17 protein-coding genes are annotated in these 18,607 nt (G+C 62.1%); 10 read left to right on the top strand and 7 right to left on the bottom strand.

Features of this window, described 5'->3' with window-relative positions; genetic code table 11:
* Positions 1–31: 31 nt before the first annotated feature.
* Positions 32–3,232, bottom strand: coding sequence for an exodeoxyribonuclease V subunit gamma (gene recC, locus H3L91_RS08490; protein WP_007343336.1), 3,201 nt, complete (start codon positions 3,230–3,232; stop codon positions 32–34).
* A 201-nt stretch (positions 3,233–3,433) separates the two neighbouring features.
* Here recC and tsaE point away from each other — a divergent pair, with 201 nt between their 5' ends.
* From tsaE to tkt, 9 genes are all read left to right on the top strand, one after another.
* Positions 3,434–3,919 (top strand): tRNA (adenosine(37)-N6)-threonylcarbamoyltransferase complex ATPase subunit type 1 TsaE, encoded by a 486-nt coding sequence (tsaE, locus tag H3L91_RS08485; protein ID WP_040659026.1) that lies wholly within the window; start codon positions 3,434–3,436, stop codon positions 3,917–3,919.
* Complete coding sequence (locus H3L91_RS08480) at positions 3,889–5,175, top strand: N-acetylmuramoyl-L-alanine amidase (protein ID WP_007343334.1); 1,287 nt, start codon at positions 3,889–3,891, stop codon at positions 5,173–5,175. Before tsaE ends, H3L91_RS08480 begins: the two co-directional genes overlap by 31 nt.
* A 167-nt stretch (positions 5,176–5,342) precedes the next feature.
* Positions 5,343–5,594 (top strand): type II toxin-antitoxin system Phd/YefM family antitoxin, encoded by a 252-nt coding sequence (locus tag H3L91_RS08475; RefSeq protein WP_007343333.1) that lies wholly within the window; start codon positions 5,343–5,345, stop codon positions 5,592–5,594.
* Positions 5,591–5,848, top strand: a complete 258-nt coding sequence (locus H3L91_RS08470; protein ID WP_007343332.1) for a Txe/YoeB family addiction module toxin — start codon at positions 5,591–5,593, stop codon at positions 5,846–5,848. Before H3L91_RS08475 ends, H3L91_RS08470 begins: the two co-directional genes overlap by 4 nt.
* 73 nt (positions 5,849–5,921) lie before the next feature.
* Complete coding sequence (locus tag H3L91_RS08465) at positions 5,922–6,359, top strand: YiiD C-terminal domain-containing protein (RefSeq protein WP_007343331.1); 438 nt, start codon at positions 5,922–5,924, stop codon at positions 6,357–6,359.
* 320 nt (positions 6,360–6,679) lie between these two features.
* Positions 6,680–7,135, top strand: coding sequence for a c-type cytochrome (locus tag H3L91_RS08460; RefSeq protein WP_007343330.1), 456 nt, complete (start codon positions 6,680–6,682; stop codon positions 7,133–7,135).
* A 504-nt stretch (positions 7,136–7,639) separates the two neighbouring features.
* Complete coding sequence (gene proB / locus H3L91_RS08455) at positions 7,640–8,749, top strand: glutamate 5-kinase (RefSeq protein WP_007343329.1); 1,110 nt, start codon at positions 7,640–7,642, stop codon at positions 8,747–8,749.
* Positions 8,750–8,759: 10 nt separating this feature from the next.
* Positions 8,760–10,028, top strand: coding sequence for a glutamate-5-semialdehyde dehydrogenase (locus H3L91_RS08450; protein ID WP_007343328.1), 1,269 nt, complete (start codon positions 8,760–8,762; stop codon positions 10,026–10,028).
* Between the two features lie 340 nt (positions 10,029–10,368).
* A complete protein-coding gene (gene tkt / locus H3L91_RS08445) occupies positions 10,369–12,354 on the top strand; it encodes a transketolase (RefSeq protein ID WP_040659599.1) in 1,986 nt (661 codons plus the stop codon).
* Between the two features lie 308 nt (positions 12,355–12,662).
* On the opposite strand, the gene H3L91_RS08440 is transcribed toward tkt, so the two are convergent.
* The 3 genes from H3L91_RS08440 to H3L91_RS08430 form a co-directional block, all read right to left on the bottom strand.
* The gene (locus H3L91_RS08440) at positions 12,663–13,856 is read right to left on the bottom strand and encodes an amino acid aminotransferase (protein ID WP_007343324.1); all 1,194 of its coding nucleotides are present in this window, start codon (positions 13,854–13,856) and stop codon (positions 12,663–12,665) included.
* A gap of 150 nt (positions 13,857–14,006) precedes the next feature.
* A complete protein-coding gene (gene nrdR, locus H3L91_RS08435; RefSeq protein ID WP_007343323.1) occupies positions 14,007–14,483 on the bottom strand; it encodes a transcriptional regulator NrdR in 477 nt (158 codons plus the stop codon).
* Between the two features lie 10 nt (positions 14,484–14,493).
* Positions 14,494–15,336 (bottom strand): class II glutamine amidotransferase, encoded by an 843-nt coding sequence (locus tag H3L91_RS08430; RefSeq protein WP_007343322.1) that lies wholly within the window; start codon positions 15,334–15,336, stop codon positions 14,494–14,496.
* 262 nt (positions 15,337–15,598) lie between these two features.
* Here H3L91_RS08430 and H3L91_RS08425 point away from each other — a divergent pair, with 262 nt between their 5' ends.
* Positions 15,599–15,946 (top strand): hypothetical protein, encoded by a 348-nt coding sequence (locus H3L91_RS08425; protein WP_050783140.1) that lies wholly within the window; start codon positions 15,599–15,601, stop codon positions 15,944–15,946.
* 87 nt (positions 15,947–16,033) lie between these two features.
* Here the strand turns inward: H3L91_RS08425 and H3L91_RS08420 are convergent, their stop codons facing one another.
* From H3L91_RS08420 to H3L91_RS08415, 3 genes are all read right to left on the bottom strand, one after another.
* A complete protein-coding gene (locus H3L91_RS08420; RefSeq protein WP_182109807.1) occupies positions 16,034–17,209 on the bottom strand; it encodes an IS4 family transposase in 1,176 nt (391 codons plus the stop codon).
* A gap of 170 nt (positions 17,210–17,379) precedes the next feature.
* Positions 17,380–17,511 (bottom strand): hypothetical protein, encoded by a 132-nt coding sequence (locus tag H3L91_RS12510; protein ID WP_007343320.1) that lies wholly within the window; start codon positions 17,509–17,511, stop codon positions 17,380–17,382.
* A 460-nt stretch (positions 17,512–17,971) separates the two neighbouring features.
* A complete protein-coding gene (locus H3L91_RS08415) occupies positions 17,972–18,598 on the bottom strand; it encodes a TonB-dependent receptor domain-containing protein (RefSeq protein ID WP_007343319.1) in 627 nt (208 codons plus the stop codon).
* Positions 18,599–18,607: the final 9 nt, after the last annotated feature.

Raw genomic sequence — 18,607 nt, 5'->3', positions numbered from 1 at the left:
AGCAACTGCGTGCGGGGCTTGCGCGCAAACCCTACGGCGGGGGTGTTTGTTCGGTTTGTTCTGTGGCGGCGAGGAGGTGGGCGAGGTGTTCGGCGAGGAGCCAGAAGGGGTCTTCGTCGATGGGTGGGGTGTTGTTGCGGCCGAAGACTTGGGCGACTTCGGGGTAGTCGGCCTGGGGGGTGCCGGCTTTGTTGGCGAAGTAGGCGGTGTAGGCGGCTTTGTGGGCGGCGCGGCGGCGTTCGGTGTCGCTTTTTTTACTGTTTTTCAGCAGGGCTTCGGCGGCGGCGAGGGTGGTTTTGGGGAAGTAGGGCAGGGGTTGGGTTTGGCCGGTGCGCCACCAGGCGATCCAGGCGTCGAGGAGGGTTTGGGCATGTTGCTGCGGGATGGGGGGAAGGGTGTCGGTGTGGTCGGGCTGTATCCAGTGGCTGCGCAGGTCGGCGGCTTCTTCGGGGCGGACGGCGTTGTAGATGAGGTGTTGCAGGAGGAGGGCGGTGCGTTCGGGGGCGTTGGGGCGGTGGTCGAGGAGGTGGATTTGTCCGTGCCGGTGCAGGCGGGTGAGGCTGCCGTGGAGGGTGAGGCCGTCTGAATGGTATTGGTAGTGGGTGTCGGGCAGGGGGGGGCTGTCGAGCAGGGTTTGGTCGAGGTTTTTGGCGGCGGTTTCGTATTGTCCGCGCCAGAGTGCGCCGATTTGGCCGGCGGGGAGGAGGGAGCGGGCGGTGAGGCGGGCGGCGGTGTCGGTGAAGTTTTGGTGCAGTAGGCGGGCTTGGGTGTAGGCGGCGGCGGTTTCGCGCTCGTCGGTGGGGGCGAAGGGTTCGTTGGTTGGGGTTGCTTGGGTGTGGTAGGGGGCGCGCCAGTCGAGGTTGCGGCGCAGCCAGTGGCGGACGGGGTTTTTCCAGAAGTCGAGGAAGTCGTTGTGGGCGACGCTTTGGGGCGGGGTGTCGCCGGTGAGGGGGGCGGTGTAGAAGGGGGCGGGGTTTTCAGACGGCCTGTTGAGGGCGGCGGCGTAGTCGGCGCGGCTGCTGGTGAGGCCGCTGTTGTCGAAGTAGCGGGGGGAGTAGGCTTGCAGAGGGTGTTGCTGGGTGTGTTGTTCGGTGATGGCGGATGCGGTTTGGCCGGTCATGTCGGCGAGGCAGTCGGCCAGTTCGTTGAGCAGGGCGGAGGGGGCGAGGGCTTCGTTGTTGTGGATGCTGCGGCCGACGTAGGAGAGGTGGAGGTGTTGGCGCGCGCTGAGGAGGGCTTCGAGGAAGAGGTAGCGGTCGTCGTCGCGGCGGGCTCTGTCGCCTCTGCGGGGGTGGCGGGCGATGAGGTCGAAGGCGGCGGCGCGGGTGTTGCGGGGGAATTGGCCGTCGTTGAGGCCGAGCAGGCAGAGGGTTTGGAAGGGGAGGGAACGCATGGGTACCATGCTGCAAAAGGTGATGCCGCCGCGCAGGAAGCCGGCTTCGCTGCGGCTGCCGAGGTAGCGGGCGAGGTGGCGGTTGATGACGCTGCAATCGAGTTCGCCGCCGAAGCGGGCGAGTTCGGTTTCCTGCCGCCAGCGGGCGAGGGCTTGGGCGAGCTGCTGCATGTCTTGGCGGGCTTGGTTGTCTTGGACGAAGAGGTCTTGCAGCATGTCGGTGATGCGTTGTGTCCAGACGGCGACGGTGGCAGGGGTTTGCCAGGTTTGCCGCCAGCGGGCGAGGCGGCGGAGGAAGGCGGCGAGGCGGGCGAGGAGGGGGATGACGGCGGGGTCGGTGTGCCAGGGGGCGTGGTTTTGCCAGAGTTCGCCGTTGTCGGGCAGTATCCAGCCGAGGATGATGCGGTCGAGTCCTTGCTGCCAGGTGAAGAGGGGGTCTGCGCCGCCGCGCATGGTTTCGTCCCAGCCCCAGCGGATGTTGAGGTGTTCGATGGTGTCGTGCAGCAGGGGGAGGTCTTCGCGGGTGAGGCCGAAGCGTTGGAGGACGGGTTCGGTGTCGAGCAGGCCGAGGATTTTGTCGGCTTCAAAGCGGCTCTCGAAGATGGCGAGGGTTTGTTCGGCGGCGTGGAGCAGGGGGCGGCGGCGGCTGAGTTTGACGTCGGCGACGGAGTAGGGCAGGGGGCGGCCGCTTTCTTGTCCGAACACGGCTTCGATGTAGGGGGCGTAGGGTTCGATGTTGGGGGTGAGGACGGCGATGTCGCGGGGTTGGAGGGTTGGGTCGTGCGCGAGGAGTTCGAGCAGGCGGTCTTTGAGGATTTGCAATTCGCGCAGGGGGCTGTGGGCGCAGACGATGCGGATGCTGTCGTCCAGCGTGGCGGTTTTGTCGGGCAGGGTGAGGGTTTGCAGGCCGTATTGCAGGCGGTGGAGGAGGCTGTCGGACAGGGGGGCTTCGGGGTAGGCGGAAAGGTCGGTGGAGGCTTCGCTTTCGGCGAGGGCGTTGAAGAAGTCGCGCCCTTGTTTGCCCAGTGAGGCGAGCAGGGGGTGTCCGGCGGCGGCGGGGTCGGCATCGCCGCCTGCGGCGAGGATTTGCGCGGGTTCGATGATGTTGCCCCAGTATTCGGAGGCGGGGTTGAGGGCGAAGATGTGCACTTCGGTGTGTTGCGCGAGGGCGTGCAGCAGTTGCAGGTACATCGGGGCGAGGGCGGTGATGCCGAAGACGCAGATGCGTTCGGGCAGCAGGCCGTCGGGCGGGGATTGGAGGGCTTGTTCGAGCCTGTGCCACATTTCTACGCGGTGGGGCGCGGTTTGGCCGTCGTTTAGGAAACGCCACAGTTCGGCCTGCCAGGCTTCGTCGCCGCCCAGGCCGAGCAGTCTGTCGCGCTGCCAGGCGTCTATCCAGTCGGGGCGGTAGACGAGGTATTGGTCGAAGATGTCGGCAAGCTCGCCGGCAAGCTGGTAGGCCGCCGCGCCGCCGCCGCAGAGGTAGCCCGAGAGGGCGGCCTGCGCCTGCGCGGTTTCGGGGCGGGAGAGGCCGTCTGAAACAAACAGCCCCAACAGCCGCCAGCGCATGACTTCGGTGTCGAAGGGGCTGAGTTCGGGGATGTCGGGCAGCAGGGCGCGCGTGAGCCGCCAGTTGAAGCCGGCGGGCAGGGAGAAGCGGATGTTGGCGGCGATGCCGCCGTGTTCGGCCAGATAGTTGCCGATGAAACGCCGCATGCCCTGGCTTTGCACGATGATTTCTTCCGGCAGCAGCGGCTCGGACAGCGGCTTGGTCTGCTGCACTTTTTGCAGCATGGCGGCCAAATCTTCGAGGCGGTTGGACTGGTAGAGACGGAGCATGGCACTCTTTCGCGGCGGTTGGGAAAACGGCGGGCATTATAGCGGCAAAGGCTTGGCGGCTGTTTGCAATCGGGATGCCTGCCGACACCCAAAAGGCCGTCTGAAAACGCCCGCCGCGCCTTTTCTGCCGCCCGTGCAGTTTGCAAACGCCGCCGTTTGCCGCATAATCCGCCCTTTTCCCGCAAGCAGAACACACGCCCGATGTCCGAACCCGCCGCCGTTTTCCCCCTGCCCGATGAAGCCGCCGCCGCCGCCTTTGCCGCCGCCTTTTCAGACGACCTCTCTGCGCCGCTGGTGCTGTGGCTGCAAGGGGATTTGGGCGCGGGCAAAACCACCTTCGCCCGCAACCTCCTGCGCGCGCTCGGTTTTACCGGCACGGTGAAAAGCCCCACCTACACCATTGCCGAATCCTACCCGCTGCCCGGTTTCACCCTGCACCATTTCGACCTCTACCGCTTCTCTTCGCCCGAAGAATGGGAAGACGCGGGCTTGGACGAACTGGCAGGCGCGGACGCCGTCTGCCTCATCGAATGGCCGGACAAAGGCGGCGCATACACCCCGCCGCCCGACATCACCCTCACCCTTTCCCACCAAGGTGCCGGCAGGCGTGCCGTTTTGCAGTCCCACACAAACCACGGCCGAAAAAGTTTAGAAGCATGGATCAAAAATATACCCGCCGCCAGATAGTCCGCAGCGCCGCCGCCGGCCTGCTGTTTTCCCTCACTCCCGCCGCCTTCGCCAAAGCCCCGCCCCAGTTCGTCGCCGTGCGCATCTGGCCGGCCAGCGCGTACAGCCGCATCACCATCGAAGCCAGCGAAAAACTGCAATACAACTACTTCACCCTCGAACACCCCCGCCGCCTCGTGCTCGACATCAAAGGCGTGCAGCTCAACTCCGTTTTGCAGGAAATCAACAGCAAAGTCCAACGCGCCGACCCCTACATCGGCATCATCCGCGTCGGCCAGAACACCGCCGACACCGTGCGCATCGTCATCGACCTCAAAGCCGAGGTCAACCCCCAGCTCTTCACCCTCGCCCCCGTCGCCAACTTCAAACACCGCCTCGTCATCGACCTCTACCCCATGCACGCCGACGACGCCAACGACCCCCTGATGGCACTCCTGGAAGACTACTCGCAGGGCAAAATCAGCAACAGAGGCACCGGAGCCGACACCCCGCCCGTACGCCGCCTGCCCGACCCGCCCCGTGCCGAGCGCACCCCGCCGCCGAGCACACCCGACCGCAGCCACCACCGCCAGCCCGTCATCGTCCTCGACCCCGGCCACGGCGGCGAAGACCCCGGCGCCATCGGCAAAAGCGGCCTGCGCGAAAAAGACGTCGTCCTCTCCATCGCCCGCGAAACCAAAAAACGCCTCGAAGGCATGGGCTACAAAGTCTTCATGACCCGCAACGAAGACGTCTTCATCCCCCTGGGCGTGCGCGTGGCCAAAGCCCGCAAACTGCGCGCCGACCTCTTCATCTCCATCCACGCCGACGCCTTCACCAGCCCCAGTGCGCGCGGCACCGGCGTCTACACCCTCAGCACACGCGGCGCGAGCAGCGCGGCCGCCAAATTCCTCGCCCAAACCCAAAACAACGCCGACGCCATCGGCGGCGTCAAAACCGGCGGCAACAAAGACATCGACAGCACCATCCTCGACATGACCCAAACCGTAACCGGCAAAGACAGCGCAGTGCTGGGCAAAAAAGTGCTCGCCGAACTCGGCCGCTACAACAAACTGCACAAAGGCGACCTCGACCAGGCCAACTTCGCCGTCCTGCGCGCCCCCGACATCCCTTCCATCCTCGTCGAAACCGCCTTCCTCTCCAACCCCGAAGAAGAACGCAAACTCAGCGGCATGACCTTCCGCCGCCAATGTGCCGACGCCATCTCCGACGGCGTCAAATCCTACCTCTCCACCGCCATCCTCGCCCGCCGCTGAACACCGGGTGCAAATACCGAAAAAGGCCGTCTGAAAAACGCCAAACCCGCTTTTGGCCGCGCCGAAGCTGCGCTTTCAGATGGTCTCCAACCATTGCGCGCGCACCAAAATGTACATTTTCATGTACAATTTACGCCCGACCAACCGCAAAATACAAGGAATCCTCCATGTATGCCGTCCACGCCTCCGAACTGCGCAAAAACCTCGCCGCCACCCTCGACCGCGTCGCCGACAACGCCGAACCCGTCCTCATCACCCGCTCCGGCGGCGCGGCCGCCGTCCTGCTCGACATCAACGAATACAACGCACTGGCCGAAACCGCCTACCTGCTGGCCAGCCCCGCCAACGCCGCACGCCTGGCCAAAGGCGTTGCCGACGTGGCCGCAGGCAGAACCGCCGTACGCGGGCTGGCCGAATGATGCTGCATTTCACCGATGACGCATGGGACGACTACCTCTACTGGCAGCAAACCGACAAAGCCGTTTTGAAACGCATCAACCAGCTCATCAAAGACATGCAGCGGCATCCCTTTGAAGGCCTGGGCAAACCCGAAGCACTGCGCCACCACCTCGCAGGCTATTACAGCCGCCGTATCAACCACGAACACCGCATCGTCTACAAAGCCGACGACAGCGGCATCTGGCTCATCGCCCTGCGCTACCACTACCAATAAACCCAAAAGGCCGTCTGAAAAGCGTAAAACCCGTTTTTCAGACGGCCTCCGAACCGCCAAACCCAAACCCGCCATGACCGAACAGCAACTGCAAGACTTCCTGCACCGCCACATCCCCGCCACCACCGCCCTCGGCATCCGCGTTGTTTCCTGCGGCACCGACCGCGTGGAACTGCTCATGCCCCACCAAGCCAACCGCAACCACAAAAACACCGTCTTCGGCGGCAGCACCGCCCTGGGCGCGACCGTCTGCGGCTGGGCACTCGTCCACCTCAACTGCCCGCAGGCCGAAGGCAGCATCGTCATCCAAAGCAGCCAAATCCGCTACACCGCCCCCGCCCACGGCGACCTGCACCTCACCGCCCGCAGCCCCGAGCCCGCAGCCTGGGCGCATTTCCACAAAATGTACGCCGAACGCGGCAAAGGCAAAATCGACCTCGAAGTACAAGCCCTTTCAGACGGCCTCACCGCTGCCGAATTCGGCGGCCGCTACGTCGCCCTGGCCGCTTGAATCCGCTCCGCAAACCCTTTCCAAACAGCAGCTTGCGCAGCCAACACAAATGCGGCATGCAAGGCGGGGCGTGTGGCGCAAACCGCGCACGCGGTTTTTCAGACGGCCTGCACAACAAAACGAAGTAGGGTGTGCTACCCGATGTAGGCCGGGCTTCAACCCGGCAGAATATCGGATAAATAGCGAGTTAGCCGGGCTGAATGTCAACAGACCCTACAATGAATATTTTTTATTTTGTTCGACTATAAAAAACCACCCGCCGCGCCAAACATTGATTGCCAACAGACCCCAAACCAAGCCAAAACAAAAAAAGGAACACCATGAACATACCGCTCCCCGCCGCCCTTTTCCCCGCCCTCCTCCTCCTGCTCGCCGCCTGCGGCGGACAGCCCGAAGAACCCAAAGGCGAAGCCTCGCGCAACCGCACCGCCGCCTTCAAAGAAATGATGCCCGAGTTCGCCCAAATGGGTAAGGCCGCCAAAGGCGACGAAGCCTACGACCCCGCAGCCTTCCGCGCCGCAGCCGCCGTATTCGCCGCCAAAGCGCAAGACCCCTTCGCCCACTTCCAAAACGACCCCGAAGGCAACGGCCGCGCCCTGCCGCAAATCTGGCAGCAGCCCGCCGCCTTCGCGCACGAACGCGACAGCTTCCTCGCCGCCGTGGCCGAACTCAACGCCGAGGCGCAAAAAGGCGACCTGCAAAAAATCCGAGCCGCCTACGAAAAAACCGACGCCGCCTGCCAGTCCTGCCACACCGCCTACCGCCGCCCGCGCTAGTCCGTCCCGTCCGCAACAGAGGCCGTCTGAAAGCGCAGTTTCGGCTCAGCCAAAATTGCGTTTGCCTGTTTTCAGACCAACACCCGCACAACCGGCCAATGTTGGATTTGCAGCCCAAGCTACCCGCCAGCCCATCTCGTCCGAACTGAGTAAGAGGCCGTCTGAAAAACAGATTTTCAGACGGCCTCTGCCGTTTTCGCCTGCGAAAACCCGTTGCAGGGTGTGGCGCAGCCACGCCCGCGGTCTCTGCCGCCCGACCCGAAGGCCGCCTGAAAAACCGGAATGATGTTTTTCAGACGGCCTTTTGTGTTCCTACATTTAGAAAAGCGCGGATATGTTAAGAAACCAAAACACGCAACGGCAGAGGCCGTCTGAAAACACGATTAAACGCTTTTCAGACGGCCTCCCGCTTGTTTCCCCCGCCTGCTTTTTCAGACGGCCTGTGGTATAACGCAGGCGGCGGCGCAGGCTGCCGGAAAAGAAAAAAACACAGGAGAATCAAAAATGGCATCCAAAAAACGCATCGTTTTCAAAGTCGGCACCAGCTCGCTCACCGGGGCGGGCGGCGGCCTCTCGTCCGGCAAGCTGCGTGGCATCGTCCGCCAGCTTGCCGTGCTGCATGCGGCGGGACATGAGTTGGTGCTGGTGTCTTCCGGCGCGGTGGCGGCGGGTTTCGCCGCGCTCGGTTTTGAGCGGCGTCCCAAACGTATTGCCGACAAGCAGGCCGCCGCCGCCGTCGGCCAGAGCCTGTTGATGGAAGAATACACTGCCGCCTTTCTGCCCGAGGGCATTGCCGCCGCGCAAATCCTGCTCACACGCGGCGATTTTGCCGACCCGCGCCGCTACCGCAACGCCTTGCAGGCTTTTGACGTGCTGCTCGCCCGCCGCGCCGTGCCGGTAATCAACGAAAACGACGCGGTAACGGTGGACGAATTGAAAGTGGGCGACAACGACACGCTCTCGGCGCAGGTGGCGGCCATGCTGCGCGCCGATCTGCTGGTGCTGCTCACCGACGTGGACGGCCTCTACACCGCCAATCCGCGCACCGACCCGCAGGCGCGGCGGATTGCGCGGGTGGGGCAGATCGGCGCGGATTTGCTTGCGGCCGCCGACGGCGCGGGCAGCGCGAACGGCACCGGCGGGATGCGCACCAAAATCAAGGCGGCGGCCATCGCCACCCACGCGGGCGTGCCGGTGTACATCTGTTCTTCGCAGAAACCGGACGCGCTGTGGCAGGCGGCGTTTGCGCAGGACGACGGCACGCTGTTTGCCGCGCAGCAAACCATGAAGACGCAGAAGCAGTGGCTGGCGTTTTACGCCCCTTCGCGCGGCCGTCTGAGAATTGACGCGGGCGCGGAACACGCGCTCGCACACGAAGGCGGCAGCCTGCTGGCCTCGGGCATTCTGGCGGTAGACGGGCAGTTTGCGGCGGGCGACGTGCTGACGGTGTACAACGCCGAAGGCACGCGCATCCTCGGCAAAGGCAGGGCCAAAACCGGTTCGGGCCGTCTGAAAACCCTCGCCGCCTCGCCCAAACCGCGCGGCGTGGCCGTCCACCGCGACGACTGGATCGGCATCACGCCCGAGCTGGAACTGTTTCTGCAAGACATTTGAGGAGCAAACCGTGAACACAGACAAAGACACGCTCGCCCTGCTCGAACGGGCAAACCGCGCCAAAAAAGCCGTCAACACCGCCGATACCGCAACCAAAAACCGCGCCCTCGCCGCCATGGCCGACGCGCTTTCGGCCGCCTCGGACGACATCCTCGCCGCCAACCGTGCCGACATGGCCGCCGCAAAAGGCACCCTTTCCGAAGCCATGCTCGACCGCCTGCTGCTCGATGACGCACGCATCGGCGCGATGGCCGCAGGCATCCGCGCCCTGATTCCCCTGCCCAACCCCGTCGGCGAAATCCTCGAAACCCGCACCCTGCCCAACGGCCTTGTCATCCGCAAAGTCCGTGCCGCCTTCGGCGTCATCGGCATCATCTACGAAAGCCGCCCCAACGTAACGTCCGACGCCGCCGCGCTCGCCATCAAAAGCGGCAGCGCGGTGGTGCTGCGCAGCGGCAAAGAAGCCCGGCGCACCGCCGGTGCCGTCGTTTGCGCCCTGAAAACCGCGCTCGCGGACAGCGGCCTGCCGCCCGACTGCATCGGCCTTGTCTCCGACACCGGCCGCGACAGTGCCTACACCATGATGAAAGCCACCGGCCTGCTCGACCTGCTGATTCCGCGCGGCGGCGCGGGACTGATCCGCAGCGTGGTCGAAAACGCCGGCGTGCCGGTTATCGAAACCGGCACCGGCATCTGCCACATTTATGTGGACAAAGACGCGGATTTGGCGATGGCTTTGGACATCACCGACAACGCCAAAACCAGCCGCCCTTCGGTGTGCAACGCCGCCGAAGTGTGCCTGGTCCACCGCGACATCGCCGCCGCCTTCCTGCCGCGTTTGCGCCGGCGTCTGATTGAAGACAGACAGGCGCGGGGACTGCCGCCGGTAGAGCTGCGCACCGACGATGCCGCCGCCGCCCTCATCGGCGGCACGCCGGCGCGGCCGGAAGACTTCGACACCGAGTTTTCCGACTACATCCTCGCCGTCAAGATTGTCGGCTCGGCCGACGAAGCCGTCGCCCACATCGACGCGCACAGCACCCGCCATTCCGACGCCATCGTTACCGCCAATCCCGAAACCGCCCGCCGTTTCGCCGAACAGACCGACAGCGCGGCGGTGTACGTCAACGCCTCCACCCGCTTCACCGACGGCGGCCAGTTCGGCCTCGGCTGCGAAATGGGCATCGCCACCCAGAAACTACACGCCCGCGGTCCGATGGGTCTCTCGGAAATGACCACCTACAAATACATCATCGAAGGCAGCGGGCAGGTGCGCTGAGGCCGTATGAAAACGGTTTTCAGACGTCCTTTCATTTACCGTATTGGAAACTGCTTACACGGCAGCAACCGCCTACACCGCCCGGTGAGGCACGCGGTTTGGGCATTGAGGCAGGTGAAGCTGGCGCAGATGCGGCGCAAGCCACGCACGCGGTTTTTGCCGCCCAAACCCGAAGGCTGTCCCCGCCAGTACTTCTTCGGAGCATAAACGCGGGAATGACGTCTCCGAAAGCCGCACCGTTCAATGTCCAAACAGCCTTTTCAGACGGCCTCCTTCCTTGAAAGGCCGTCTGAAAACACGGATAATCGCGGCTTTTTCCCGCTCCGAAAAGGTATCGAAAATGCCCTCCCAATTGGCAAACGCCATCCGCTTCCTATCCGCCGACGCCATCCAAAAAGCCAATTCCGGCCACCCCGGTGCGCCGATGGGCATGGCGGAAATGGCCGAAGTCGTGTGGAACCGGTTTCTGAACCACAATCCCGCCAACCCCAAATTCTACAACCGCGACCGTTTCATCCTCTCCAACGGCCACGCCTCCATGCTGCTGTACAGCCTGCTGCACCTCACCGGCTACAATCTTTCTATTGAAGACCTGAAAAACTTCCGCCAGCTTCACAGCAAAACCCCCGGCCACCCCGAATACGGCTACACCGACGGCGTGGAAACCACCACCGGCCCGCTGGGTCAGGGCATTGCCAACGCAGTGGGCATGGCATTGGCGGAAAAAATCCTCTCCGCCGAGTTCAACAAAGACGGCCTCAACATCGTTGACCACCACACTTATGTCTTCATGGGTGACGGCTGCATGATGGAAGGTGTCTCGCACGAAGCCTGCTCATTGGCGGGCACTTTGGGCTTGGGCAAACTGATCGTACTTTACGACGACAACAACATCTCCATCGACGGCAAAGTGGACGGCTGGTTTACCGAAAACATCCCCGCCCGCTTCGAGAGCTACGGCTGGCATGTTGTGCCCGATGTTAACGGCCACGACACCGCCGCGATTGCCGCCGCCGTGGAAGCCGCCCGCGCCGAAACCGGCAAACCCTCGCTGATCTGCTGCAAAACCCTGATCGGCAAAGGCAGCGCAAACAAAGAAGGCAGCCACAAAACCCACGGCGCGCCGCTGGGTGCGGACGAAATCGAAGCCACCCGCAAACACTTGGGCTGGGCTTATCCCGCGTTTGAAATCCCGCAGGAAATCTACGCCGCTTGGAGCGCGAAAGAAAAAGGCGCGAAACTCGAAGCCGAATGGAACGCGCTGTTTGCGCAATATCAGGCCAAATTCCCCGCTGAGGCCGCCGAATTTGTCCGCCGCATGGACAAAAAACTGCCCGATAACTTCGACTCCTATGTTCAGACGGCCTTGCAGGAAGTGTGCGCCAAAGCCGAAACCATCGCCACACGCAAAGCCAGCCAAAACAGCATCGAAATCCTCGCCAAAGCATTGCCCGAACTGGTGGGCGGCTCGGCCGACCTCACCCCGTCCAACCTCACCGACTGGCCGGGCAGCGTGTCCGTTACCAAAAACAGCGGCGGCAACTACATCCACTACGGCGTGCGCGAATTCGGCATGGGCGCGGTGATGAACGGCCTGTCGCTGCACGGCGGCGTGCGCCCCTTCGGCGCAACCTTCCTGATGTTCAGCGAATACGAGCGCAACGCCCTGCGCATGGCCGCGCTGATGAAAATCAACCCGATCTTCGTGTTCACACACGACTCCATCGGCCTCGGCGAAGACGGCCCCACCCACCAGCCGGTCGAACAAACCGCCACCCTGCGCCTGATTCCCAACATGGACGTATGGCGGCCGTGCGACACCGCCGAATCGCTCACCGCGTGGTCTGAAGCCGTCAAAGCTGCCGACCGCCCGTCCAGCCTGATTTTCAGCCGCCAAAACCTCAAATTCCTGCCGCGCAGCCAAGCGCAGCTTGAAAACATCAAACGCGGCGGCTATGTCGTATCCGAAGCGGCGGGTGAAGCCAAAGCGGTAATTATCGCCACCGGCTCGGAAGTGGAGCTCGCCCTGAACGCACAAGCCGCCCTCGCCAACGAAGGCATCGCCGTGCGCGTCGTATCCATGCCGAGCACCAATGTGTTCGACCGCCAAGACGCGGCCTACCGCGCCGAAGTATTGCCCGCCCACCTGCCCAAAGTGGCCGTGGAAGCGGGCGTGTCCGACGGATGGTACAAATACGTCGGTACCACCGGCGCAGTATTGGGGCTCGACCGCTTCGGCGAATCCGCCCCCGCCGGCGAGCTGTTCAAACTGTTCGGTTTCACCACGGAAAATCTGGTGCGGATCGTAAAATCGGTTTTGCGCTGATTGGGCAAACAAAGAGGCCGTCTGAAAAACGTTTTCGCTTATGCCGAAACTGCGTTTTTAGACGGCCTCTTTGCGTTTGCGGCTGCTTGCTGATAAAGCCGTTTGCAAACAGAAAATGCGTGCCGTTGGGGTAGGGTGTGTGGCGCAAGCCACGCACGCGGTTTGGGGTTTTGGGAAACCGTGCGGATTGGTTGTGCGGCGGGGAACGCGTGCGTCGCCCCGGGGCGGTACACCCTACTTATGCCTATGCAAAACAGGCCGTCTGAAACTGTGTTTTCAGACGGCCTGTTTGCTTGCGCGGGCGCGGTTTACAGCACTTTTACGATGCTTTCGCACAGGTAGCCGATGTTGGCGTTGGTGATGCCGGCGACGTTGATGCGGCCGGATCGCACGGCGTAGATGGCGAATTCGTCTTTGAGGCGGTCAACCTGTTCGGGGGTGAGGCCGGAGAAGGAGAACATGCCGTTTTGGCGGATGATGAAGCCGAAGTCTTGTTTCGCGCCTTTTTCTTTGAGGGTGTCGACGAATTTCTGGCGCATTTCTTTGATGCGCGCGCGCATTTCGTCGAGTTCGGCTATCCATTGCGCTTTGAGGGCGGCATCTTGCAGCACGAGGGCGACGGTGTGGCCGCCGTGGGAGGCGGGGTTGGAGTAGATGGTGCGGATGATGGCTTTGACCTGGCTGAACGCGCGGTTGGCGGTTTCTTCGTTTTCGGCAACGACGGTGAATGCGCCGACGCGTTCGTTGTACATGCCGAAGTTTTTCGAGTAGGAGCTGGCGATCAGCAGCTCTTTGTTGTGTTTGGCGAAGGCGCGCAGGCCGTAGGCGTCTTCTTCGATGCCGTTGGCAAAGCCCTGGTAGGCGAAGTCGAAGAGGGGCAGCCAGCCTTTTTCGGCGGACATTTTGGCGAGGGTGTCCCATTGTTCGGGGGTGGGGTCGATGCCGGTGGGGTTGTGGCAGCAGCCGTGGAACAGTACCACGTCGCCTTTTTGCGCCTGGGCGAGATCGGCAATCAGGCCGTCCCAGTCGAGGGCGTGGGCGGCTTTGTCGTAGTAGCGGTAGTTGCGGATGCTGACGCCGACGGTTTCAAAGATGGCGTTGTGGTTGGGCCAGGTGGGGGTGGAAATCCAGATGTTGGCGGCTTGGGTTTGGCGTTTGACGAATTCGGCGGCGATGCGCAGCGCGCCGGTGCCGCCGAGGCTTTGCGCGGTTTTGGCGCGGCGGGCGGCGATGATTTCGCTGTCTGCGCCGAAGAGGAGTTTCTGCGTTTCGGCGTTGTAGGCGGCCACGCCGTCGATGGTGAGGTAGTTTTTGGTTTTTTCGTCGGCCAGCAGGCGGGTTTCGGCGGCTTTGACGGATTTGAGGACGGGGGTGTCGCCGTTCGCGTCTTTGTATACGCCGATGCCGAGGTTGACTTTCTCGGGGCGGGTTTCGGCTTTGAAGGCTTCGCCCAGTCCGAGGATGGGGTCGGCGGGTGCGGCTTGGATTTTGTCGAAGAACATGTTTTTTCCTTTCTGGAAAACGGGTTGGAAAGAGTTTGCCGCGCGGCTTCGGTGCGCCCGGGCGGTTTTTGTTTTTCAGACGGCCTCTGCGGGAGGAGGCCGTCCCCGCCTACGCGGGGATGGCGTTTCTGAAAAGTGTGTAAAGCGTGTTCAGCCGTCGGTTTGTGCTTCGGCCTGCGGTGTGGACAGGGTGGCGATGGCCTGGGTGAATTCGGATACGTCGTTGAAACTTTTGTACACCGAGGCGAAGCGCACGTAGGCGACCTGGTCGGTGGCGAGCAGGGTTTCCATGGCCATTTCGCCGACGAGGCGGGAGGAGACTTCTTTGCGGCCGAGGCGGTAGAGGCGGCCTTCGATGGCGGCGACGAGGTCGTCCACGTCTTCGCTGTCGAAGGGGCGTTTGTGCAGGGCGCGTTCGAGGCTGGTGCGCAGTTTGTGGGCGTTGTAGGGGACGCGGCTGCCGTTGCTTTTGACGATGTCGGGCAGGCGCACGTCCAGCCGCTCGACGGTGATGAAGCGTTGGTCGCAGGCGTGGCAGCGGCGGCGGCGGCGGACGCAGTTGCCTTCTTCGGCGAGGCGGGAGTCGGTTACCTGCGTGTCGGCGTGTTGGCAGAAGGGGCATTTCATGGCGGTATCCTTAGGCGGACGCGCCGACGGCGCGGGCAAGGGCCAGCCCTTCTTCGGCGGTGAGGTAGCGCGGCGGCTCGGGACGCTCGCGCCGCACGATGGCGCCGTCGCGGAACATGGCCAGTTCGTCGCAGGCAAACTGCCGCCAGGTTTCGTTTTCGGTGAGCGGCAGGGTGGCGATGACGGCGACGCGGTCGTCGGGGGTGGTTACGGCGGAGAAGTCGACGGCGATGTCGTCATCCAGCAGGCGGGCTTCGCCGAAGGGTGCCTGGCGCACGATGTAGTGCAGCAGGGTGCTGGCGTGGGCGAACATGACTTGGCCGTCTGAAAGAATGAAGTTGAAGAGGCCGTGGCTGCGGATTTCGCGCACGAGGGGGGCGAGGGCGGCGAACAGCTCGTCGTCGCCCGGGCGGTCGTCGAAGCGGCGGCGCAGTTCTTCGAGGATGAAGCAGAAGGCGCGTTCGGAATCGGTGTTGCCCACCGTGCGGTAGTAGCGGCCGCGCGCGGGGGCGAAGTTTTGCAGGTGGCCGTTGTGGGCGAACATCCAGTAGCTGCCCCACATTTCGCGCACGAAGGGATGGGTGTTGGCCAGCGAGGTGCGGCCGCTGGTGGCTTTGCGGATGTGGGCGATGACGTTTTCGGATTTGATTTGGTAGGCTTTAACCAGATCGGCCACGGGCGAATTCGCGCTGGGCTTGTCGTCGTGGAACAGTCGGATGCCTTTTTGTTCGAAAAAGCCGATGCCGAAGCCGTCCACATGATGGTCGGTGAGGCCGCCGCGCCGGCGGAAGCCTTCAAACGAGAAAACGATGTCGGTGGGCGTGTTGCAGTTCATGCCGAGAAGCTGGCACATGGCTTTTATCCTTTTTCAGACGGCCTGACAAACATTGTGTACAAAGTGTAAAAACGCGCGGATTCTAACACAGACGGGCGGTTTGCCACAGGCAGAGGCCGTCTGAAAACGCAGCTTCGGCGCAGCCAAAACCGGCGGCGGGGCAGGGCAGGGCGCGTTTGCCGTTTTGCGCCTGCGCGGCACGGTTGGGCGGCGGTGGGGTAGAATGCGGCTTTTTTTCAGAAACGTCATCCCCGCGCAGGCGGGGACGGCCTCTTTGCTTATGAATCTTACCGATACCGATAGCGGCATTTTCCGTGCCGCCGCTTTGTCGCTGTGTCTGGCTGCTGCGGCCTGCACCGCCGCGCCGCAACCCTCCCCCACGCCCGCCGCCGAACAGGCTGCCGCGCCGCGCAACCTGATTGTGTTTTACGACGCGCAAACCGGCAGCGCGCCGCTGCGGCGTGCGGCGCAGGCATACGGCGCGAAAATCATCTACGAATACAAAACGATGAACGGACTCGCCCTGGCCGTGCCCGACGGGGCGGACATGGCGCAGGCCGAGGCGCACTTTGCCCAAGTGCCGGGCGTGCTGGGGGCGAATCGTGATCAGGTGATGCTGCTGCATTGAGCAGGCGTGTGTAAGGCCGTCCCCGCCTGCGCGCACTACTGTCCGGAATAAGTCCCCCTTAAACATCAACATCCTACCCACTTGACATCAAATCAACCTTTCCTGCGCCTCCATCCACACCTCCCTCTCCCGCCTTCGCTGCGCATAGCAGGCATACAGTGTTTGCGGTCGTTCAAACAAACAACCCGCAATCCGTGCGTACAGCAAATGCAGGCTGTCGTAGGTTCGTGTACTTTGTTGGTACAGCTTCAACAGCAGATACGCCATCATCGCGCACAACAGTTGCAGTTTCACCGCATTGGCATTGCGTCCGAAAAAGCGTTTGAGCTGCAAATGTTGTTTGAGCCATTTGAACAGTAATTCAATCTGCCAGCGTTGTTTGTAGGTATCGGCAATCTCTTGGGCGGGGGCGGTCAGGTTATTGCTCACTAGCACCAAAGGGGCTTTGTCTTCGCGTTTGACGGTAATGCGGCGTAGGGTTTTGCTGTGGTAATGGTTGAGTCGGTTGCTGTTCTTCTTGTGTTTGAAGCGGATGTATTCGTCTGCCAAGATGGTTGCATTGGTGTTTGGGTTTTCAGATGACGTTATGCGTTCTACCACTTGAACGGCGGCATTGGCTTTAAGACGGGTAACGAAACAGGCTCCTGCGTTATCCGGTTCTGCCCACCAGTTGTCATCGCAATAGCCTTTGTCAAAAACATAGGCCGCGCCTTTTTCAGGCTGCACGATGTGGCGTTGGTCGATGTCGTTGATGGTGGCATCGGTGATGCTTTGGGCGGTGGGACAGCCGTTGGCATGGTTCATCAGTATATGAATCTTTAAACCAGCAATGCGTCCGTTGTTACTGACCCATTGGTCAAAGCCGCGTCCTTTGAGGGCGATGGGGGTGGAATCGATGAGGTAGGGTAAGTCGGCGGTTTCTTGTGTGGGTTTGCGCAGGGTGCGGCTGCATGTGCGCATCAGTTCGGCGAGCATATCGGCAAAGGGGCGGGTGTCGCGTTTGGCGAGGGCTTCGGACAGGGTGGAGCGGCGGATGCTGCGGACGTTGAGGTGGTAGTGGTGGCTGCTGTTGGCGTTAAAGGATTGTTCCAGGGTGCGCAGGCTGTTGCTGTGGCTGAGGTGGGCGTAAACCATGGAAACCAGTAGGTTGTGGCAGCCGAAGCCTTTATTGTGTTTGTCTGCCTGATATTTGCGGATGTGGTGCCGGAAGCGTCCGTGCATGATGGGCTTGATGATTTGTTGGAGTCGGCTTATGCTGTACATGGTTGCAGTCCTGATGTTTTTGAGTTGACGCTCTGGGGTTTACCCGTAAAAACGTTGGGCTGCAACCTTTTTGTTTTGGGGTGGGGATTTTTATTCCGGACAGTAGTGCGCGCAGGCGGAAATCTTGATGAATGCGGACAAATATTTGTTTCTTCAAACATTGACGAACGTCAGTTGTCGGGCGGGTTCGGCATGGGTTGGGTTTTCAGACGACCTCTGCCGCTGAGGTAGGGTGTGTGGCGCAGCCACGCACGCGGTTTGGGCTTCGCAGCGGTAAGGTAGGTCGGGGCGAGACCCAACATCCGTGCAATCCGCCGATGTTGGGTTTGCAACCCAACCTACCCGCTGCCCTGCAACAGGTTCGGCACGGCGTGATACGTTCAGTAGGTCGGGCATTTATGCCCGACATCTTTCAAATCTGCCGGTGTTTGGTGTTTGTCGGGCATGAATGCCCGACCTACTCCACTGAAAATCCGCAATTTGTATTTTCAGACGGCCTTTGTGCGGCAGAGAACGCGTGCGTCGCCTCGGGGCGACACCCCCTACCTTGGGTTCGGCATGAGCGGTTTTGGTTGTTTGTGGAACGGACGGATTGATTGTGCGGCATGGAAGGCTGAACCGCGTGCGTGGCTTGAGCCACACACCATACATCAAACTCTTAATATATAGAGGCCGTCTGAAGGCGCGGTTTCAACGAAGTTGAAACTGTTTTTCAGACGGCCTCTGCTTTGCCGGGGCTTTCAAATTCCGGTCAGCACCGCGTTAGAACTTTTTGCTGATGCCCAGCCGGAAGGTGCGCCCCGGGGCGGGGTTGTGGGTGCGGGTCAGCGGGTCGAGGTAGTATTGGTCGGTGAGGTTGGTGATGACCAGCTCGGCGTTGAGGTTGTGGCGGAATTTGTAGCTGATCCATGCGTCGAGGGTGGTTACTTTGCCCCAGTAGATGGGGACGTTGAAGTTGTTGCCCGAGCGGCGCACTTTGTCCACCAGGTCGCCGTAGTTTTCGCGGTCGTGGTTGCGCAGGCCGGCATGGTGGAGGATGCGGCTGCCGACTTCGAGCCTGCGGTTGAGGAAACGCGCGCCCGGTGTGAGGTTGAGCGAGTATTTGGGCGGGGTCATGTTGTGCAGGTAGCTGGCGGGCGGGCCGTCTTTGAGGCAGTTGGGGATGCTCCCCATCGGGTCGAGGAAGATCGCGCTGCTTTCGTCGCACACTCCGTTTTTCAGGTTGTATGTGGCGGAAAAGTCGGCGAAAAAGCGACCGTTGTCGTAGCGGCTCTGCAATTCGAGGCCGGCGGTTTTCTGGCTTTCGATGTTGCGGAAGTTAAATTCCACGGTGCGGTCGATCATGTCTTTGATGGTGTTGAAACCCCCTGAGATAAATCCCCACCCCATTCTGCAATA

It is taken from the genome of Neisseria bacilliformis, from assembly GCF_014055025.1.
Classification (GTDB): Bacteria; Pseudomonadota; Gammaproteobacteria; order Burkholderiales; family Neisseriaceae; genus Neisseria; species Neisseria bacilliformis.
Note: the sequence above shows the minus strand (reverse complement) of the source record. Positions and strands in the feature narration are given on the sequence as shown.

Excerpts from the sequence above, each read along its gene's own strand:
- recC (WP_007343336.1), bottom strand. The coding sequence starts at position 3,232 with ATGCTCCGTCTCTACCAGTCCAACCGCCTCGAAGATTTGGCCGCCATG.
- tsaE (WP_040659026.1), top strand. The coding sequence starts at position 3,434 with ATGTCCGAACCCGCCGCCGTTTTCCCCCTGCCCGATGAAGCCGCCGCC.
- H3L91_RS08480 (WP_007343334.1), top strand. The coding sequence starts at position 3,889 with ATGGATCAAAAATATACCCGCCGCCAGATAGTCCGCAGCGCCGCCGCC.
- H3L91_RS08475 (WP_007343333.1), top strand. The coding sequence starts at position 5,343 with ATGTATGCCGTCCACGCCTCCGAACTGCGCAAAAACCTCGCCGCCACC.
- H3L91_RS08470 (WP_007343332.1), top strand. The coding sequence starts at position 5,591 with ATGATGCTGCATTTCACCGATGACGCATGGGACGACTACCTCTACTGG.
- H3L91_RS08465 (WP_007343331.1), top strand. The coding sequence starts at position 5,922 with ATGACCGAACAGCAACTGCAAGACTTCCTGCACCGCCACATCCCCGCC.
- H3L91_RS08460 (WP_007343330.1), top strand. The coding sequence starts at position 6,680 with ATGAACATACCGCTCCCCGCCGCCCTTTTCCCCGCCCTCCTCCTCCTG.
- proB (WP_007343329.1), top strand. The coding sequence starts at position 7,640 with ATGGCATCCAAAAAACGCATCGTTTTCAAAGTCGGCACCAGCTCGCTC.
- tkt (WP_040659599.1), top strand. The coding sequence starts at position 10,369 with ATGCCCTCCCAATTGGCAAACGCCATCCGCTTCCTATCCGCCGACGCC.
- H3L91_RS08440 (WP_007343324.1), bottom strand. The coding sequence starts at position 13,856 with ATGTTCTTCGACAAAATCCAAGCCGCACCCGCCGACCCCATCCTCGGA.
- nrdR (WP_007343323.1), bottom strand. The coding sequence starts at position 14,483 with ATGAAATGCCCCTTCTGCCAACACGCCGACACGCAGGTAACCGACTCC.
- H3L91_RS08430 (WP_007343322.1), bottom strand. The coding sequence starts at position 15,336 with ATGTGCCAGCTTCTCGGCATGAACTGCAACACGCCCACCGACATCGTT.
- H3L91_RS08425 (WP_050783140.1), top strand. The coding sequence starts at position 15,599 with ATGAATCTTACCGATACCGATAGCGGCATTTTCCGTGCCGCCGCTTTG.
- H3L91_RS08420 (WP_182109807.1), bottom strand. The coding sequence starts at position 17,209 with ATGTACAGCATAAGCCGACTCCAACAAATCATCAAGCCCATCATGCAC.
- H3L91_RS12510 (WP_007343320.1), bottom strand. The coding sequence starts at position 17,511 with ATGTTGGGTCTCGCCCCGACCTACCTTACCGCTGCGAAGCCCAAACCG.
- H3L91_RS08415 (WP_007343319.1), bottom strand. The coding sequence starts at position 18,598 with ATGGGGTGGGGATTTATCTCAGGGGGTTTCAACACCATCAAAGACATG.